This is a genomic window from Pontimicrobium aquaticum (genome assembly GCF_005047595.1).
Lineage (GTDB): Bacteria > Bacteroidota > Bacteroidia > Flavobacteriales > Flavobacteriaceae > Pontimicrobium > Pontimicrobium aquaticum.
Window position 1 is genome coordinate 331,951 of sequence record NZ_SUPL01000004.1, and the last position, 18,198, is coordinate 350,148.

18 protein-coding genes are annotated in these 18,198 nt (G+C 31.0%); 12 read left to right on the forward strand and 6 right to left on the reverse strand.

Annotated elements, in window-relative coordinates; genetic code table 11:
* Positions 1-32 precede the first annotated feature (32 nt).
* The 3 genes from E5167_RS09375 to E5167_RS09385 are packed head-to-tail and all read left to right on the forward strand — an operon-like array spanning position 33 to position 2,964.
* Positions 33-563, forward strand: a complete 531-nt coding sequence (locus E5167_RS09375) for a hypothetical protein (protein ID WP_136843371.1) — start codon at positions 33-35, stop codon at positions 561-563.
* Positions 564-568: 5 nt separating this feature from the next.
* A complete protein-coding gene (locus E5167_RS09380; protein WP_136843373.1) occupies positions 569-2,473 on the forward strand; it encodes a Xaa-Pro dipeptidyl-peptidase in 1,905 nt (634 codons plus the stop codon).
* Positions 2,473-2,964: a GNAT family N-acetyltransferase gene (locus tag E5167_RS09385; protein WP_136843374.1), complete on the forward strand. Its 492-nt coding sequence runs from the start codon at positions 2,473-2,475 to the stop codon at positions 2,962-2,964. The genes E5167_RS09380 and E5167_RS09385 overlap by 1 nt, the downstream gene beginning before the upstream one ends.
* A 1-nt stretch (position 2,965) precedes the next feature.
* On the opposite strand, the gene E5167_RS09390 is transcribed toward E5167_RS09385, so the two are convergent.
* The gene (locus tag E5167_RS09390) at positions 2,966-3,607 is read right to left on the reverse strand and encodes a protein-L-isoaspartate(D-aspartate) O-methyltransferase (protein ID WP_136843376.1); all 642 of its coding nucleotides are present in this window, start codon (positions 3,605-3,607) and stop codon (positions 2,966-2,968) included.
* A gap of 130 nt (positions 3,608-3,737) precedes the next feature.
* Between E5167_RS09390 and E5167_RS09395 the strand changes: the two genes are divergently transcribed.
* From E5167_RS09395 to E5167_RS09435, 9 genes are read left to right on the forward strand one after another with little or no spacing between them, the layout of a single operon-like run.
* On the forward strand, positions 3,738-4,706 hold the full coding sequence (locus tag E5167_RS09395; RefSeq protein WP_136843531.1) for a Gfo/Idh/MocA family oxidoreductase: 969 nt from the start codon (positions 3,738-3,740) through the stop codon (positions 4,704-4,706).
* Between the two features lie 8 nt (positions 4,707-4,714).
* Positions 4,715-5,602: a 3-hydroxyacyl-CoA dehydrogenase family protein gene (locus E5167_RS09400; RefSeq protein ID WP_136843378.1), complete on the forward strand. Its 888-nt coding sequence runs from the start codon at positions 4,715-4,717 to the stop codon at positions 5,600-5,602.
* 6 nt (positions 5,603-5,608) lie between these two features.
* Positions 5,609-6,835 (forward strand): DUF1015 domain-containing protein, encoded by a 1,227-nt coding sequence (locus E5167_RS09405; RefSeq protein ID WP_136843380.1) that lies wholly within the window; start codon positions 5,609-5,611, stop codon positions 6,833-6,835.
* 1 nt (position 6,836) lies between these two features.
* Positions 6,837-7,508, forward strand: a complete 672-nt coding sequence (locus E5167_RS09410) for a YggS family pyridoxal phosphate-dependent enzyme (RefSeq protein WP_136843533.1) — start codon at positions 6,837-6,839, stop codon at positions 7,506-7,508.
* A 12-nt stretch (positions 7,509-7,520) separates the two neighbouring features.
* Positions 7,521-8,909 carry an exonuclease domain-containing protein gene (locus tag E5167_RS09415; RefSeq protein WP_136843382.1) on the forward strand — a complete coding sequence of 463 codons (1,389 nt, stop codon included), beginning with the start codon at positions 7,521-7,523 and terminating at the stop codon, positions 8,907-8,909.
* Positions 8,893-10,887 carry a DUF3857 domain-containing protein gene (locus E5167_RS09420; protein ID WP_169301408.1) on the forward strand — a complete coding sequence of 665 codons (1,995 nt, stop codon included), beginning with the start codon at positions 8,893-8,895 and terminating at the stop codon, positions 10,885-10,887. The genes E5167_RS09415 and E5167_RS09420 overlap by 17 nt, the downstream gene beginning before the upstream one ends.
* A 36-nt stretch (positions 10,888-10,923) precedes the next feature.
* Positions 10,924-11,760, forward strand: coding sequence for an ion transporter (locus tag E5167_RS09425; protein ID WP_136843385.1), 837 nt, complete (start codon positions 10,924-10,926; stop codon positions 11,758-11,760).
* The gene (gene miaA / locus E5167_RS09430) at positions 11,753-12,667 is read left to right on the forward strand and encodes a tRNA (adenosine(37)-N6)-dimethylallyltransferase MiaA (protein WP_136843387.1); all 915 of its coding nucleotides are present in this window, start codon (positions 11,753-11,755) and stop codon (positions 12,665-12,667) included. Before E5167_RS09425 ends, miaA begins: the two co-directional genes overlap by 8 nt.
* Positions 12,654-13,169 carry a nuclear transport factor 2 family protein gene (locus E5167_RS09435; protein WP_136843389.1) on the forward strand — a complete coding sequence of 172 codons (516 nt, stop codon included), beginning with the start codon at positions 12,654-12,656 and terminating at the stop codon, positions 13,167-13,169. Before miaA ends, E5167_RS09435 begins: the two co-directional genes overlap by 14 nt.
* Positions 13,170-13,245: 76 nt before the next feature.
* On the opposite strand, the gene E5167_RS09440 is transcribed toward E5167_RS09435, so the two are convergent.
* The 5 genes from E5167_RS09440 to E5167_RS09460 all read right to left on the reverse strand — a co-directional run bounded on the left by E5167_RS09440 (position 13,246) and on the right by E5167_RS09460 (position 18,167).
* Positions 13,246-13,959 carry a response regulator transcription factor gene (locus E5167_RS09440; protein ID WP_136843391.1) on the reverse strand — a complete coding sequence of 238 codons (714 nt, stop codon included), beginning with the start codon at positions 13,957-13,959 and terminating at the stop codon, positions 13,246-13,248.
* Between the two features lie 7 nt (positions 13,960-13,966).
* Entirely contained in the window at positions 13,967-15,532 is a 1,566-nt protein-coding gene (locus E5167_RS09445; RefSeq protein WP_136843393.1) for a sensor histidine kinase, read from the reverse strand.
* Positions 15,533-15,602: 70 nt separating this feature from the next.
* Positions 15,603-16,199 carry a dephospho-CoA kinase gene (coaE, locus tag E5167_RS09450; RefSeq protein ID WP_136843395.1) on the reverse strand — a complete coding sequence of 199 codons (597 nt, stop codon included), beginning with the start codon at positions 16,197-16,199 and terminating at the stop codon, positions 15,603-15,605.
* A 6-nt stretch (positions 16,200-16,205) separates the two neighbouring features.
* Positions 16,206-17,159 carry a CdaR family protein gene (locus tag E5167_RS09455; protein ID WP_136843397.1) on the reverse strand — a complete coding sequence of 318 codons (954 nt, stop codon included), beginning with the start codon at positions 17,157-17,159 and terminating at the stop codon, positions 16,206-16,208.
* Positions 17,160-18,167, reverse strand: coding sequence for a glycosyltransferase (locus E5167_RS09460; RefSeq protein ID WP_136843398.1), 1,008 nt, complete (start codon positions 18,165-18,167; stop codon positions 17,160-17,162).
* Between the last annotated feature and the right edge of the window lie 31 nt (positions 18,168-18,198).

Genomic DNA, 18,198 nt, shown 5'->3' on the forward strand with positions numbered 1-18,198 from the left:
AGTAAAATTCGAATAATTAAAACATAATTACAATGAAAAAATTTATCATTTTTGTAACTATTTTATGCTTCAGCATGTCCCTTACAGCACAACAAAGCAATGATAAATATGCTAAAAAAGTTAAAAACTTAGATAGCACCCTCGAAACTTTATATGCAGTAATTTCAGGTGAAAAAGGAGAAGCAAGAGATTGGGATTTATTTAGATTTTTATTTCATCCTGACGCTAAATTAATTCCTTCTGGAAAAAACAGAGAAGGTAACATAAATGCTCGTTTTATGACACCTGATGATTATGTAAATACTTCAGGTAATTATCTAGTTGAAAATGGGTTTTACGAAATCGAACTACAGCGAGAAGTAGATACGTTTGGTAATATCACCCAAGTATTCAGCACATACGAGTCTTACAGAAGCAAACATGATAAAGAACCTTTTATGAGAGGTATTAATAGTATTCAGTTATTAAACGATGGTAATAGATGGTGGATACTAAATATTTATTGGATGCAAGAGTCCGAAGAAAACCCTATTCCTAAACAATATCTTCCTAATAAAAACTAATAACAATGAAATTGACTTTTAATAAAAATTTATATGCCTTTTTATTAATGCTATCAGTTGTTTTTACAGCTTTTGCACAAGAAAAAGTGAAGCCAATTATTAAAGATGGCGAAGCACAAATTGTGGAAGCTTTTAACAATCCTGATGAATGGATACGTCATGACCTTTGGGTAGAAACCTCATTTGACACAGATGGCGATGGCAAACTAGACAGAATGCATGTGGCTGTAACAAGACCAAAACAAACCGAAACAGAAGGTTTAAAATTACCTGTAGTTTATGAATCTAGTCCTTATTATGCAGGAACTGCTGGCTTTAGCGAAGGCACCTTTTGGAATGTAAAACAAGAATTAGGAGAAACTCCAAAACCACGAATACATCCAGAAGTAACGAGAACAGGAAAGCGCCCTATTATTTCTAATTCCCAAATAAAAACATGGGTTCCTAGAGGCTATATTGTTGTACACTCATCTTCACCAGGAACAGGATTATCGCAAGGCTCACCAACCGTTGGTGGTGATAATGAAAGTTTGGCACCAAAAGCAGTTGTAGAATGGCTATGTGGTCGCGCAAAAGGATACACCACACCTTATGGTAACGAAACAGTTAAAGCCTATTGGTCCACAGGAAAAGTAGGAATGACTGGTACTTCGTATAACGGAACTATCCCTTTAGCTGCTGCTACAACTGGCGTTGAAGGTTTAGAAGCCATTATTCCAATTGCTCCTAACACATCGTATTATCACTATTATCGTTCCAACGGATTGGTACGTTCTCCTGGTGGTTATCTTGGAGAAGATATTGATGTGCTTTACGACTTTATTCATAGTGGTGGTGAAGAACCACTTACGCCTATGAAAAACACTAAGGTTAACGATGCAAATCTACCTAATCAACTATTCAAATCTAAAAGAGAATATAGCAATGCCATGGTGAGAGATACCGAAATGAAAAATGGTATGGATAGAGAAACTGGCGATTATAATGATTTTTGGGCAGGACGTGATTATTTAAATGATATGGCACCAATGAAAGCCGCATTGTTAATGTCGCACGGTTTTAACGATTGGAATGTAATGCCTGAACATAGCTACAGAATTTACAAAAGAGCTAAAGAAATGGGCTTACCAACGCAGATATTTTACCATCAAAACGGTCATGGAGGTCCACCACCTATAACTATGATGAATCGTTGGTTTACACGTTACCTCCATGGTGTAAACAATGGTGTTGAAAACGATGCTCGTGCATGGATAGTTCGTGAAGATGACCCTAGAGACAAACCAACCGCTTATGAAGATTATCCAAACCCAAACGCTTCAAATGTAAGTTTATACTTAAGTCCTGGTGCACCTAAAAAAGGAGGTTTAAGCACCAAAAAGATCACTACTAACAAAAGCGAAACTTTAGTAGATAATTATTCTTTTACTGGTTCTGGTTTAGCACAAGCAGATATTACTAATCACCGTTTATTATATGTGACGCCTAAGCTAACTAAAGATGTACACATTTCTGGAGTTCCAAAAATCACAGTAACGTTGTCAAGCAACAAACCAGCAGCAAACTTATCTATATGGTTGGTATCACTACCTTGGCAAGAAGGAAGAAGAGCTAAAATAACCGATAACATCATTAATCGCGGTTGGGCAGACCCTCAAAATCATAAATCTATCAGAGAAAGTGAACCTTTAGAAAAAGGAAAGTTTTATACAATTACTTTTGATTTAAACCCTGATGACCAAGTCATTAAAAAAGGACAGCAAATAGGTTTAATGATTTTTTCAAGTGATAAAGAATTTACATTACAACCAGAACCAGGAACTGAACTTACAATTAAGTTAGACGAAACCTCATTAACGCTACCAATTGTTGGAGGAGCATCTGCGTTAACTTCAGCATTTAAAAATTAATGACAGACTTTGTTTTAGCAATATCTAAAGAACATTTTAATGTAATTGCCAAACTAGCTAGTATAGTTTGGCATGAACATTATACATCTATTATTGGAAAAGCTCAAGTAGAATATATGATTGCCAAGTTTCAAACGTCTGAAGCCATGCAACAACAAGCTAAAGAAGGTTACCAATACTATATTATTAAGTACGAAAATGAAAATGTTGGCTACCTATCTATTAAAAAAAATAATGACGATTTATTTTTAAGTAAAATTTATCTTTTAAAAGATTATAGAGGAAAAAAAATAGGAAAGACAGCTTTTAATTTTATCGAAGAAAAAGCCAAAGAACACCAATGCAAAACTATATCATTAACAGTAAACAAAAATAACAAAGACGCTATTAAAGCCTATGAAAAAATAGGTTTTAAAAATGTTGAAGCTTTTGTTATCGATATTGGTAATGGTTTTGTAATGGATGATTACAAAATGGTAAAAACTTTTTAATTTAATTTTTATCTTCCAAAAGCGGTACAAATCTAAAATCACCTAATTCATGCTTTTCAAATTCTTTAGCACCTTTTCTAATAAACAAGGTCATTATTTGTACATCGTCTCCAACAGGAATTACTAACCTTCCTCCTATTTTTAATTGAGCCAACAAAGGCTTAGGCACAAAAGGTGCTCCAGCAGTAACAATAATACCATCAAAAGGAGCTTCTTCAGGTAAACCTTTATAACCATCGCCAAAAATGAGTTTTTTTGGCCTGTATCCTAATTTTGGTAAAAACTTACTTGTTTTTTTAAAAAGTTCTTGCTGGCGTTCAATACTATACACTTTAGCGCCCAACTCACAAAGTACAGCGGCTTGGTACCCACTTCCAGTACCAATTTCTAGAATTTTATCTCCTTTTTTTACGTGCAATAACTCCGTTTGAAACGCTACTGTATAAGGTTGCGAAATAGTTTGGTCGGCAGCAATAGGAAACGCTTTATCTTGATATGCATGATCTAAAAATCCAGAGTCCATAAATAAATGCCTCGGTATGTTTCCAATAGCTTCAAGCACATTTTCGTCTTTTATGCCTTTAGATTTTACTATTTCTACTAGTTTTTGTCGGAGTCCTTTATGCTTAAATGTATCTTTCAAGAGTTGTTAATTAGCTTGCTAAAATTAGCCAAAATCTTAATGATAAAAAACAAGATTTACATTAAATTTTAAATAAAAAATCAGTCCAAAAAAAGCATAAAAAATCTTATTTTTGTTGAAAACGATAAACATGCTAAAAGCTGGTGTACTTGGTGCAGGCCACCTTGGAAAAATTCATTTACGACTTTTAAATCAATCTGACAAATATGAACTTGTAGGTTTTTACGATGCAGATGAAACCAATGCAAAAAATGTTGAGGCTGAATTTGGTTACAAATACTTCAATTCTATTGATGCACTAATAGAAGCTGTTGACATGGTAGATATTGTAACGCCTACACTATCACATTACGATTGTGCACTTAAAGCCATTGCTAATGGCAAGCATGTGTTTATTGAAAAACCCATTACGAATACAGTTGAAGAAGCCGAAGATATTCGTGAACTTTTAGCTAAACATAACTTAAGAGGTCAAGTTGGGCACGTAGAGCGATTTAATCCTGCGTTTATAGGAGTTAAAGATCAAATAATAAACCCAATGTTTATTGAAACACATCGTTTAGCAGAATTCAATCCTCGAGGAACTGATGTTCCTGTGGTGTTAGATTTAATGATTCATGATATTGATATTATTCTTAGCGTTGTAAATTCTAAAGTGAAGCATGTGTCTGCAAGTGGTGTCTCTGTTATTAGTGAAACACCAGATATTGCTAATGCTAGAATTGAATTTGAAAATGGTTGTGTGGCAAACCTTACAGCTAGTAGAATATCATTAAAAAACATGAGAAAATCTCGATTTTTTCAAAAGGACGCTTATATTTCAGTAGATTTTTTAGAAAAGAAATGTGAAGTCGTAAAAATGAAAGATGCACCTGAAAATCCAGGAGATTTCGATATGATACTTCAAAACGCTGAAGGTATAAAAAAGCAAATCTATTTTGACAATCCTCAAATTTCTAACAATAATGCCATCTTAGACGAGCTTGAAACTTTTGCTCACGCTATTAACACCAACACCACACCTGTTGTAACATTGAATGACGGAACCGAAGCGTTACGTGTAGCTACACAAATAATAAATTGTTTTAACCAAAAATAGATAGATTAATGAAAAATGTTGCAGTCATTGGAGCTGGAACCATGGGAAATGGTATTGCTCATACATTTGCACAAAGCGGATTTAAAGTACAATTAATAGATATAAGCGATGCTGCTCTAAAAAAAGGAATAGATACTATTACCAAGAATTTAGACAGAATGGTCGCTAAAGAAAGAATTACTGAAGCGCAAAAAGAAGAAACGCTCTCTAATATTACAACCTATACAAGCATCAATGAAGGTGTTGAATATGCTAGTTTAGTAGTTGAAGCTGCTACCGAAAATATTGATTTAAAACTAAATATATTTAAGCAGCTAGATGAAGCTTGTCCTGAAGACACCATACTTGCAACCAATACATCCTCAATTTCAATCACACAAATTGCAGCTGTAACTTCAAGACCAGACATGGTCATTGGTATGCACTTTATGAATCCTGTACCAATCATGAAATTGGTAGAAATAATTCGTGGTTATAATACTAGCGATGAAGTCACGAAGCTAATTATGGATATGTCAACTACGCTAGGTAAAATTCCTGTTGAAGTAAATGATTATCCAGGTTTTGTGGCTAACAGAATTTTAATGCCAATGCTTAACGAATCTATTGAAACACTATACAATGGTGTTGCAGGCGTGCAAGAAATTGATACCGTAATGAAACTTGGAATGGCGCATCCAATGGGACCCTTACAACTAGCCGATTTTATTGGCTTAGATGTATGTTTTTCGATTCTTAATGTAATGTACGACGGGTTTAAAAATCCAAAATATGCACCTTGCCCACTATTAGTAAATATGGTACGTGCAGGAAAATTAGGCATAAAATCTGGTGAGGGGTTTTATGATTATTCTGAAAGTAGAAAAGCCGAAAAAGTAGCTAAACAATTTTCGTAAACTATTTTGGCTAGCATAATTCCTTTTAAAGCAGTTCGTCCTACACGAGATAAAGTAAGTCTTGTGGCTTCACGTTCATACCAAACCTATACACAAGCCGAACGTGAAGCAAGATTAGATTATAATCCGTTTTCGTTTTTACATATTGTAAACCCAGGATATAAATATGATTTGGAGTTGAAAGGAGAAGATCGCTATAAACTCGTTAAAAATAGGTATTTAGAGTTTAAAGAAGATGCTATTTTTATGCAAGATAACTTACCATCTTTTTATGTATATAAAATTGTAAATCGTGAAGGGAATGAGTTTAATGGCATCGTTGCTGCAGCCAGTATAGATGATTACGAAAAAGATGTTATAAAAAAACATGAAGACACCATCGAGTATAGAGAAGTAGTATTTAAAGAATATTTAAAAACAGTAGGCTTCAATGCCGAACCTGTTCTACTTACCTATCCTGATAATGACAAACTATCTTCAATTATTAGTGACACTCAAAAAGAACGTCCTGAGTACGAATTTACCACAACCTATAGAGATACACACTATTTATGGGTTATTAATGATGCAGAAAAACTTGAAGTAATTAGCTCCGAGTTTTCAAAAATAAATAGACTTTATATCGCTGATGGTCATCATAGATCTGCCTCTTCAGTTCTTTTATCAAAAGAGTTTGAAGAGCAAAGTTTAAATAACTCCTATAATTATTTTATGAGTTATTTAATTCCAGAATCTGAGCTACTTATTCACGAATTTAATAGATTGGTTAAAGACTTAAACGGAATGAGTAAAGAGGCTTTTTTAATAAAGCTGGATGCAATGTTTAGAATTGAAAATAGAGGAGCAATACTTTATAAACCATCAAAAAAGCATCATTTTAGTATGTATTTAGATGGTGAATTTTACTCGCTGTATCTTAGAAAAGCAAACTACAACATTAGCAATGCCTTAGATGCTTTAGACACACAAATTCTTTACAAAACTATATTACAGCCAATTTTAGGGATTTCAGACATGCGTAATGATAAACGGTTAGATTATTCGCATGGAAAAAGCGATTTAGTAACTATAAAAAGTAAAGTAGATAGTGGCGAATTTAAAGTTGGCTTTGGTCTTGTACCTGTTTCTATTGATGAGTTAAAATCTATTGCCGACGAACACTTAATAATGCCTCCTAAAAGCACTTTCATTGAACCAAAATTACGCAGTGGTGTAACAATTTATGAATTTTAACATGAGTATTCAAAACAATCTTAACGACATAAAATCTCAACTTCCAGAACACGTTACCTTGGTAGCTGTATCTAAAACCAAACCTGTAAGCAACCTTTTGGAAGCCTATAATGCTGGTCAACGTATTTTTGGTGAAAATAAAATTCAGGAGATGGTTGAGAAATATGAACAAATGCCAAAAGATATACAGTGGCATATGATTGGCCATGTTCAGCGAAATAAAGTAAAATACATGGCTTCGTTCGTATCTTTAATTCATGGGGTTGATAACTTTAAACTCTTAAAAGAAATTAACAAGCAAGCAAAAAAACACAATAGAATTATTAATTGCTTATTACAAATTAAAATAGCCAGTGAAGAGTCTAAGTTTGGAATGACTTTAAATGAAGCAGAAGACATTTTGAATTCTGCTGATTTTTCAGAACTTAAAAACATAAAAGTAGTTGGCTTGATGGGAATGGCAACATTTACTGAGGATCTAAATCAAATTGAAAAAGAATTCAAGTTATTAAAAACCTCTTTTGATAGATTAAAAATACTGCAAACTGCAAACTGCAAACTGCAAACTGTTTCCATGGGAATGAGTGGTGATTATAAACTTGCTATAGATTGTGGAAGTAACATGGTAAGAATAGGAAGTAGTATATTTGGAACTCGTAACTATTCTAATTAAAAAAGCAATACTATATATTCAATCTTAGACATAGAGACTACTGGTGGAAAGTACAACGAAGAAGGTATTACCGAAATTGCAATCTATAAGTTTGATGGCCATGAGGTTGTTGATCAATTTATTTCTCTCATAAACCCAGAAAGAGAAATTCAACCTTTTGTGGTAAACCTTACTGGCATTAATAGTAATATGTTGCGAAATGCTCCTAAATTTTATGAAGTAGCAAAACGTATTGTCGAAATTACCGAAGGCACTATTTTAGTAGCACATAATGCGCAATTTGATTATCGCATATTGCGTACCGAGTTTAGACGATTAGGCTTTGATTTTAGTAAAAAAAGTCTTTGTACAGTTGAATTAGCTAAAGATTTAATTCCAAATGAAGATTCTTACAGCTTAGGTAAATTAACAAGATCCCTAGGCATTCCTGTAAGTGATAGACATAGAGCTGCTGGTGATGCACAAGCAACAGTAAAGCTGTTTAAAATGCTACTTGCCAAAGATTTAGAGAAGAATATTATTAAGGAATCCATAAGGTTAGAACCAAAATACCAGATGGAACCTAAACTGTTGGATATTATTGATTCTCTTCCCTCAATAACTGGCGTCTATTATATGCACAATAAAAATGGTGATATTATTTATATTGGCAAAAGTAAAAACATTAGAAAACGTGTTAATCAGCATTTTACAAGTAGTAATCCAAAGTCAAAAAAAATGCAATTGCAAGTAGCTGCAGTAACCTACGAAGACACAGGAAGCGAACTTGTGGCATTACTTAAAGAAAGCGAAGAAATAAAGCGAAACAAACCATTTTTTAATAGCGCTTTAAAGCGCTCTATTTTTTCTCACGGTTTATATAGCTATACTGATGAAAATGGATATTTAAACTTAAAAGTATCACACGTTAATAGAAAGGGGACACCAATTATTACGTTTTCTAATATGCGCAGTGCAAAAAGCTTTATTACTAAATTGGTAGATGAACACAACTTATGTCAAAAACTTTCAGGATTACACTATACGAGTAGTAACTGTTTTAATTACACAATCAAACAATGTCAAGGAGCTTGTATTGATGAAGAACACTATGAAAACTATAACAAAAGAGTATTAAGCATAGTTAATTATTACAAGTTTAATAATCAAAGTATGGTTATTGTAGATCGTGGTAGAGCTGTTGACGAACGTAGTGCTGTATTAATAGAAAATGGTATGTTTAAAGGTGTTGGGTTTTATAATTTGAATTACCAAATTAATAATTTGGATGTATTACAAAACATTATTACACCAATGGAGCATAATAGAGACGCTCAACATATTATTCAAACCTATTTAAGAAGAAAGCAACATAAATTAAAAATCGTTAACCTAAATGATCAACATGAAACAAATTCTTAACTTACTCTGCATTCTATTTCTAATTCAATTAAATGCTCAAAGTAATTTCAACACATCAAGTTTCGAAGTCACTATGGGTGATTTACAAACTAACATTTACGCCAAAGATACTACTGCAAATGCCTTAGTTATTTACGAAAAAGGGAATAGTTATGTGCATAAAGAAACTTATAAGTTAGTTACTGAAATTGAGAGAAAGGTAAAGATTTTAAATAAAGAAGGTGAAAACGAATCAACAGTTGAAATTTACTTATATAATAGTGATGACAAAAAGCGCGAAGAAAAGATAAGTAAAATAGTTGCTAAGACCTATAATTTAGAAAATGGAAGTATTAGAAAGACTTCTATTAGAGATAATGAAGTATTTAAAGAGGTTTATGATAAAAACAATACAATTGTAAAATTCACATTACCTAAAATTGCCTCAGGAAGTGTAATCACATATAGTTATAGATTAGAATCACCATTTATGTATAACTATAAAGAGTGGGAATTTCAAGAAGACATTCCAAAACTATATAGTGAATATAATACGAGTATTCCTGGTAACTATGAGTACAATATCAAGTTAGTTGGAGGGTTATCATTTTCAAAAAATGAAAGTGTTATCGAAAAAAAATGTTTGTCTGCAAATAGCAAGGTTACAGGAATGCAATCAGCTAGTGTGCCTTATGCAGATTGCGTTAACACAATTTATGCAATGGAAGATATTCCTGCCTTTATTGAAGAAAATTATATGACCTCAAGTAAAAATTATCTATCAAAAATGGATTATGAGCTAAAAACAGTAACAAGCTTTAATGGTAGCAAAGATAGAATATCTCGTACTTGGAAAGAAGTTGATAAAGAATTAAAAGGCTACTCTAGTTTAGGTAGGCAGCTAAAAAAAGGGAATTTGATAAAAGATTTACTTGGAACTTCAATTACTGATGAACCTAACCAATTAAATAAAGCAAAAAAAATATATGATTTTGTACAAAAAAATTACACTTGGAATGAAGAGTATTTAAGACTAAGAGAAGCTCCTTTAAAAGATTTAATAAAAAACAAATCCGGAAATGTTTCGCAAATAAATTTGCTTTTACACAATCTTTTTATTGAAAACGATATCAAATCTACACCTATCCTTTTATCGACTAGAGCCAACGGTTTTGCTACTAAATTATTTCCTGTAATATCAGAATTTAATTACTTAATTACACAAGTAGAAATAGATAATAAAACATTTTTACTAGATGCTACTGATAGCTACCTAACTTTTGGACAGCTTCCTTTTAGATGTTTAAATGACTATGGAAGGCTTTTAGATTTAAAAAAAGGAAGCTCTTGGCTTGATATAACAAAAACTACACCATCAATAATACAACACCAAGTAAATTTAAAATTTGACGACCAAGGAGCCTTAAAAGGAGTCGTTAATTCTAGATACACAGAATATTTTGCTTTAAATAAGAAAAAAGCATATTATACTAATCCAGAAGATTATTTAGAAGACTTTGAAAACAATTATTTAGACATTGAAGTAATTTCACATAAAGTGAAAAATCAAAATAATAATAGTGATAAATTTCAAGAATCTTATGAAATAAATTTTTCTGATTTAGACACATCGTCTAATATATTGTACTTAAACCCTTTTATAAATAAGTTTATTTCAACTAATCCATTTAAGTTACAACAAAGAACTTACCCTATCGATTTCGGTTATAAAATGATCTATATGTATAATTTTCAATTAGATTTAGGAGAAAATTATGAAATAGCAGAGCTTCCAGAAAGCAAAAGAATAAAGCTACCTAATAATACTGGTGATTATACTTTTGCTATTAATACAATTGGGAATAAAGTAAATATTTCTTTAAAAATAAATACAAATGAAACCAGATACGCACCTGAATACTACCCTGCTTTAAAAGAGTTTATAAGCAATATTATAAATACACAAACAAATACATTGCTAACACTCAAGAAAAAGTAATTAAACTTTTACTACATTTATAAAAAAATAACATTCTTGACTCAAGAAAAAACAAATAGTAAGTGGAGACATAAGCTTCATGAGATACTTTATGAGGCCGACACACCTTATGGAAGAGTCTTTAACATAGGTCTTTTTATAACTATCATTGCTAGCATCATTTTTGTAATGCTAGAAAGTATACAAAGTATAGACTCACAATACCATGACTTTTTAAATGCCGCAGAGTGGGTTATTACAATACTATTTTCGTTAGAATATATTGCCAGAGTTATCACAGTAAAAAAACCTCTTAAATATATTTTTAGCTTTTTTGGAGTCATCGATTTATTATCAACTATCCCTAAGTATTTATCATTTTTCTTAGTTGGTGGTGCACACTCACTTGTAGCCTTAAGAGCCTTACGGTTATTAAGAGTGTTTAGAATTCTAAAATTAGCTAGATACATTGGTGAATCAACTAATCTAACACGAGCTTTAAAAGCAAGTCGCGCCAAAATTTCGGTATTTATTTTGTTTGTTTTTATTTTATGCGTTATTCTAGGTACCATTATGTATCTCATAGAAAGCGGTCAGGATAGTGGCTTTACAAGCATTCCGAGAAGTGTGTATTGGGCTATCGTAACGCTTACTACTGTAGGTTATGGAGATATTGCTCCTGTTTCTGCTTTAGGTCAATTAATATCATCATTTATTATGTTAATGGGTTATGCCATTTTAGCGGTGCCAACTGGAATAGTTTCGGCTGAAGTTGTTAGAATGAATAAACATAATGTACACACTAACACACAGGCATGTCCATATTGCATGGAAGAAAAACACCGTGATGATGCTGAGTATTGCTATAGCTGTGGAAATAAATTAAATGAATAATTATCTTATTTCAATTATAGGTCCAACTGCCATCGGTAAAACCTCTTTAAGTATTAAATTGGCTAATCATTTTAATACAGAAATTATTTCAGCCGATTCTAGGCAGTTTTTTAAAGAAATGTTCATTGGTACTGCTGCTCCTACCAATGAAGAATTAAACCAAGCTAAGCATCATTTTATTCATCATAAATCAATACATGATAATTACAGTGTTGGTGCCTTTGAAAAAGACGCTGTAAACACCTTAAACACCTTATTTAAAAAACATAACATAGTGATTATGGTTGGTGGCTCAGGATTGTATGTTGATGCTATTACAAAAGGGTTAGACTATTTTCCAGAGGTAGATACTTCTATACGAGAACAACTCAACAAAAAGCTTAAACAAGATGGTTTACAAGCACTACAAAAACAATTAAATAAATTAGATTCTGAAGCTTATAAAACTATTGCTATTAAAAATCCTCATCGTGTAATTAGAGCTTTAGAAATTTGTATTGGTACTGGCAAACCATACTCCTCCTTTTTGAATAAAGAAAAAATACCACGAAACTTTAAAACTATATCTATTGGCTTATTTGCAGAACGAGACATTATTTATAAACGCATAAACCAACGTGTTGATATAATGATGAAAGAAGGCTTATTAAATGAAGTAAAAAACCTTGAAAAGCACAAACACTTAAACGCTCTTAACACTGTAGGCTATAAAGAATTATTTAGATATTTAAATGGTGAACACGATTTAGAATTTGCTGTGTCTGAAATTAAAAAAAATACACGACGCTTTGCAAAGCGCCAACTAACCTGGTTTAAAAAGAATAAAGATGCATTATGGTTTGATTACCAAACAGATATTGATTATATTATTGGTGAAATAAAATCAAAAATAAATGAAAGTGTTTAAACTATTATTTCTACTTTTCTTCTTTTGTATAAGCTATCAATTACAAGCTCAAGATTATAAGTGTTTAAAAGCCATAAATAATCAAATATGGTCAAATTTCACTAAAGCTTTTGAAACTTTTGATCATGATCTATTTGCAAGTTTACACTCCAAAGATTTAGTAAGGGTTAGTGGAAATTCAAAATTACTTAGAAATAAAGAAGATTATATTAATGGCTATGCCTCTCGTTGGGCAACTAACAAAACTCTTCAAACCATTTCATTTAGATTTGTAGAACGCATTTGTAATGATAATAAAGCATCAGAGCGTGGGATTTATAAACTTACAATAAATAAAGATTTACCCAATGAGCAATCGTATTATGGTAAATTTCATGTAATTATGATAAAAGAAAATAACCAATGGAAACTATTGGTAGATTACGATTCTAGTGAGGGTAATACTATAAACCAAAAAACTTACAACAATGCCTTTGCTATTGACGATCTTAAAAAATACTAAACAAATACTAAACACAAAAAAGCCAACTAACTAAAGTTGACTTTTTTATTATTTGTGTCACGTCCTGAAAAAATTACTAAGCATTATTTTGGTTGACTACAAGTCTAAATCCTTCTCCATGAATGTTTAAAATTTCAACATTTTCGTCAACTTTTAAATATTTACGAAGCTTAGCAATATACACATCCATACTTCTAGACGTAAAATAATTATCATCTCTCCATATTTTAGTTAAAGCTAATTCGCGAGGCATTAAATCGTTTTCATGTAATGCCAATAAACGCAATAACTCATTTTCTTTAGGTGATAATTTTACTGGATCACCATCTTTATATTTTAAAAAGCGAAGTTTTGAGTTTAAATGAAACTTACCTATTTGAAACTCAAATTGTTTACTGTCTGCAACACTATCAGTAGCCTTACGTTGTATGATTGCTTTTATTTTCATTAATAGCACTTCACTATCAAAAGGTTTGTTTAAATAATCGTCGGCTCCAACTTTATACCCTTTCAAAACATCTTCTTTCATTGCCTTAGCGGTTAAGAAAATAATTGGAACATCAGTATTTTTTTCTCGTATCTCTTTTGCTAACGTGAAGCCATCTTTATACGGCATCATCACGTCTAAGATGCATAAATCGTAATCGTCTTTTTTAAATTTTTCAAATCCTTCCATACCATTTTTAGCATGAACAACATCATAATCGTTCATGTTTAAATAGTCTTTTAATACTGTTCCAAAATTTGGATCATCTTCTACTAAAAGTATTTTCTTGTTTTGCTCTTCCATAACTATTTTATGATATTAATGGTAATTTTATTATAAAGGTACTACCCTTTCCTTTTTCACTTTCTACTGATACATAACCTTGATGGTCATCTACTATTCTCTTTACATATGCAAGTCCTAAACCATGACCTTTTACATTATGTACATCACCTGTGTGCTCTCTATAAAATTTTTCGAACACCCTTTTTTGAACGGATTTTGACATTCCGTTACCTTGATCTTGTATTTTTAATAAAATGTTGTTTCCAACATTTTCTGTATATATATCTATTTTAGGTTCGTCGTTAGAATACTTAACAGCATTGTCTAACATATTTACTATAACGTTAGTAAAGTGAGTTTCATTGGCTAACACATCACAATTTGGAGCTTCAAAATGTGTTTTAACATAACCATTTCTATTTTCTACAATCAATTCAATATGTGCTATAGCATCTGTTACTAAATCATGCAGCTTAACTCTTTCTTTACTAATATTTAGTTCGTTTTTTTCAAGTTTAGATATTCTTAGCACATTTTCAACTTGTGCATGCATTCGTTTATTTTCATCTTTAATCATTCCTAAGTAACGTTTTACCTTATCTTGATCGTTAATGATTTTAGGATTCCTAATAGCATCTAAAGCTAAATTTATAGTTGCTATTGGTGTTTTAAACTCATGGGTCATATTATTAATAAAATCGGTCTTAATCTGTGATATTTGACGTTGTTTTATTAACTGATATAGCGCGCTTGAATATGCAATGATGATAATAACTGTAAATATTATTGCTAGCAGTGTCATGCCTATTATTGATGACAAAATAAATTTATTTCTTTCAGGAAAATTAATATACAAGGTATATTCGCTTTCATCATTGTTATCTAAAAATATTGGAACACCTAATTTAGCTTGTTGCAATTCAAAATTATCCGACTGCACTTTTGTAGCTAGATCTTTATGATAAATAGAAAATTCAAAATCTATGTCGATATTGTTTTCTAACAGCTTTTTGCTAAGTAATTCGTTTATAGTGCTTTTTGATACTCGCAAATGAATTGGCGTGTTTTTAGCTTCCTCTCTATATTGAGCTTCAAAAGTGGCCATTTGTAATTTATTCAAAGAATAAATACTATTTATTGTTTCATCTGGTGCTATAGCTAAATCATTATCCAAATCTGTATTCTTAAATACTTGCTTGGTGGTAATTCCTGTATACTTACTAAAAGTTAAACTATCTAAACCTATGTCAATGAACGAAGGGATTTTAAAATTTTCTTCTAAAACTCCTGTGTTATATACTATAATTTGATTGGCACTTTCGTTTTGCTTGTAAACTAAAATACTTCTTAAATCTGTTGAATCTGGAACAGTTCCTTGAGCTAATAATTTTTTTAACTCATCAACATATTTTTCATATTCTAGCTTTACAACTTTGTCGGATGTGTAAGTGAGTGCTTTTTTTACATTAAATGTAAATTGCTCCTCTTCATTCTTAAACGTGTTATTAATAAAATAGGCTTGTACAAAAATAATTCCAACAAGCGATAAACTCATTAATATTACCAACAAGACGAATAGTTTCTTACCCATCACTCAAAATTAACATTTTAACATTTAGATAGAATACCATTTAACCTTACATTAACACAAATGTTAAAATTTACTTAGCACAAATAGTATTTAGTATTTTTTTATGGGTTTTTTCCACCTCTTTTCGAGTTTTTAACAAGGTAGTGTTATTTATAACAAATTGAGATAATGGCTTTTTCTTTTCGTCGGACCATTGGTTACTTATAATTGCTTTTACTTTCTCTTTTGTAGAATTATCTCTTTTTATAACACGTTGTATTCTAACTTCCTCATTTGCCACTACTAATATAATGGCATCATGGTTTAAATAACTATTATTTTCAAATAATATTGCAGCTTCTTTTATAACATAAGGCGCTTCTTGTTTAGCAAGCCAACGCTTAAAATGTGATGCTACTTTTGGATGAACAATAGCATTCATTTTCTCTAACAAGTTTTTGTTATTGAATATTTTTTGAGCAATAAAATGTTTGTTTAATATACCATCTATATATGCCTCCTCACCAAATAATTTTATAAGCTTTCTTTTAATTACTTTAGACTTATTCATTAATTTCTTAGCCTCAATATCTGCAATGTAAACTGGCACACCTAACTCTAAAAACATATTTGCAACAGTAGTTTTGCCGCTTCCAATCCCTCCTGTTAGACCAATAACTTTACTCATAGCTGTTTACTTAATAATAACAAACTCTATTTGTTTTACATTTAATTTTGCATATTTAATATTATCTGGTTGCTTTATAATTTCTGGAATTAAATGTGTATTGTTTTTTATCGTGTTGAAATCGCACTGCACTATAAAATTATTAGTAGAGATATTGTTAAAATTGCTTAAGCTGGTATAAAAAACTAGCGGAACAGATTTAGGGTAAAAGTTTATTTTAATATGTTCTGGAACATTAATAATATTAACAGGTACATTAAGTGTGCCTTCTGTAAACTTCTCTACTGTTCCGCTTACTTTAACTGTAGATTTTGACACCATTAAATTGTTACTATTAGGTATATCTAATTCAATTATTTCACTAAAAGATGTATTGACATTTTCTAATTTTACATTTTTAGTTTGAATTTGAGTTATTGAATCAATCATTATTTTAGGTCCAATAATTTTTACAGAATCTGGTTCTAACTTATAAGAGTTAATAACATCATACCCTGTTGAATATTTAATATTAGACAATAATTTTACAGGCACTTTTTTGATTGCATTTACATCATAACGAAATGCAATAGTGTCTGGAGTAATGTTCTCTACTCTAATATTTGTGTCAAATTGATTTATTATGTTTGGCAACCCATTAGATTCAATCCATTTATAATGCGTTCCTGTTTTATCTAATAAGCTAAAATCAATATCTATTGTTGGTTGCTTGAAATAATATTTAATATGCTTGAAACCATAAGTATTAAGTACAATATTCATTGTAGTATTAGAGTCGCTTAAAATAACATGGTTTTCAGGTACATTAATCTTATTTATTGTAAACACAAAACTGTGAGTATATCTCTGTGATAACTTTGAAAGCACTGAAAACAAAAAAGCAAGTATTAAAAACAGAAAAAACACATTGAGTCTTTTACTTTTTATATGTGAAATAATATTTTGTTTAAAAACTTTCATTTAAGATTTAAAAAATAAATTTGGAAATAACATTTCAGCATTCTTTTTAGAAAACATTAGTTTTAATGTTGAAGTTAAAAATCCTTTGCCATAACCATAAAACTGAATTCCTATTGCTAGAAGCGACAATAAAGCAACAACTATATTTTTAGTGCTTATAATGGCCAGTGTAAAACTTAAAGCGAAATATGCAAAAACCAAGTAAATTGGCAATGTTACATTGAAAAATAATGCAATTATTGATAGAACAAACCCTATACAAAATAAGCTAGGAAACCAATAAGTAATTTTTTTTGTATCAGGATGCCATACATTCAAAATAGGTCTTACAGAGCCAAATTTATAAACTTGTTTATAAAATTTAGACCACGATATTCTACGCTTATGATAGACAAATGCTTCTTGAATAAGCTTAGTTTCAAAACCAAGTTTCCATAGTCTTATAGACAAATCTGGGTCTTCGCCTGGGTGAATTCTTCCAAAGCCTTTAGTAGCCTCAAAAGCTTTTTTAGAAAGTCCCATATTAAAACTACGAGGTTGAAATTTATTAATACTAAATGCTTTTCCTCGAATACCTCCTGTGGTAATAAAAGATGTCATAGCAAAATTAATGGCCTTTTGTATATTACTAAAGGAACTATGAGCTGCATCTGGACCACCAAAACAATCTACATAGCTATTGTTTAAGCTCTCTAATACTTTTTGTAAATATTGATTAGGTAGAACACAATCGGAATCTAAAATTATAAAATAATTGCCTTTTGCTCGTTTCATTCCATAATTTCTAGAATCTCCTGGTCCAGAGTTTTCTTTAAAGTAATATGAAATATTTAATTGATGTGTATAGTTTTCTACTACAGCTTTAGAGGTGATTTTCGAACCATCTTCTATAATGACAATTTCAAAATCTTTTTCGCCATCTAAGGCAATAAAACTTTCCAGAAGTTCTTTAGCTTCTTCTGGTCTATTAAAAATTGGAATTATAAATGATATATCGCTTGCAGTCATATATGTGCAAAGGTAATTAAAGCAGTAAAAT

Excerpts from the sequence above, each read along its gene's own strand:
- E5167_RS09375 (WP_136843371.1), top strand. The coding sequence starts at position 33 with ATGAAAAAATTTATCATTTTTGTAACTATTTTATGCTTCAGCATGTCC.
- E5167_RS09380 (WP_136843373.1), top strand. The coding sequence starts at position 569 with ATGAAATTGACTTTTAATAAAAATTTATATGCCTTTTTATTAATGCTA.
- E5167_RS09385 (WP_136843374.1), top strand. The coding sequence starts at position 2,473 with ATGACAGACTTTGTTTTAGCAATATCTAAAGAACATTTTAATGTAATT.
- E5167_RS09395 (WP_136843531.1), top strand. The coding sequence starts at position 3,738 with ATGCTAAAAGCTGGTGTACTTGGTGCAGGCCACCTTGGAAAAATTCAT.
- E5167_RS09400 (WP_136843378.1), top strand. The coding sequence starts at position 4,715 with ATGAAAAATGTTGCAGTCATTGGAGCTGGAACCATGGGAAATGGTATT.
- E5167_RS09410 (WP_136843533.1), top strand. The coding sequence starts at position 6,837 with ATGAGTATTCAAAACAATCTTAACGACATAAAATCTCAACTTCCAGAA.
- E5167_RS09420 (WP_169301408.1), top strand. The coding sequence starts at position 8,893 with ATGAAACAAATTCTTAACTTACTCTGCATTCTATTTCTAATTCAATTA.
- miaA (WP_136843387.1), top strand. The coding sequence starts at position 11,753 with ATGAATAATTATCTTATTTCAATTATAGGTCCAACTGCCATCGGTAAA.
- E5167_RS09435 (WP_136843389.1), top strand. The coding sequence starts at position 12,654 with ATGAAAGTGTTTAAACTATTATTTCTACTTTTCTTCTTTTGTATAAGC.
- E5167_RS09440 (WP_136843391.1), bottom strand. The coding sequence starts at position 13,959 with ATGGAAGAGCAAAACAAGAAAATACTTTTAGTAGAAGATGATCCAAAT.
- E5167_RS09445 (WP_136843393.1), bottom strand. The coding sequence starts at position 15,532 with ATGGGTAAGAAACTATTCGTCTTGTTGGTAATATTAATGAGTTTATCG.
- coaE (WP_136843395.1), bottom strand. The coding sequence starts at position 16,199 with ATGAGTAAAGTTATTGGTCTAACAGGAGGGATTGGAAGCGGCAAAACT.
- E5167_RS09455 (WP_136843397.1), bottom strand. The coding sequence starts at position 17,159 with ATGAAAGTTTTTAAACAAAATATTATTTCACATATAAAAAGTAAAAGA.
- E5167_RS09460 (WP_136843398.1), bottom strand. The coding sequence starts at position 18,167 with ATGACTGCAAGCGATATATCATTTATAATTCCAATTTTTAATAGACCA.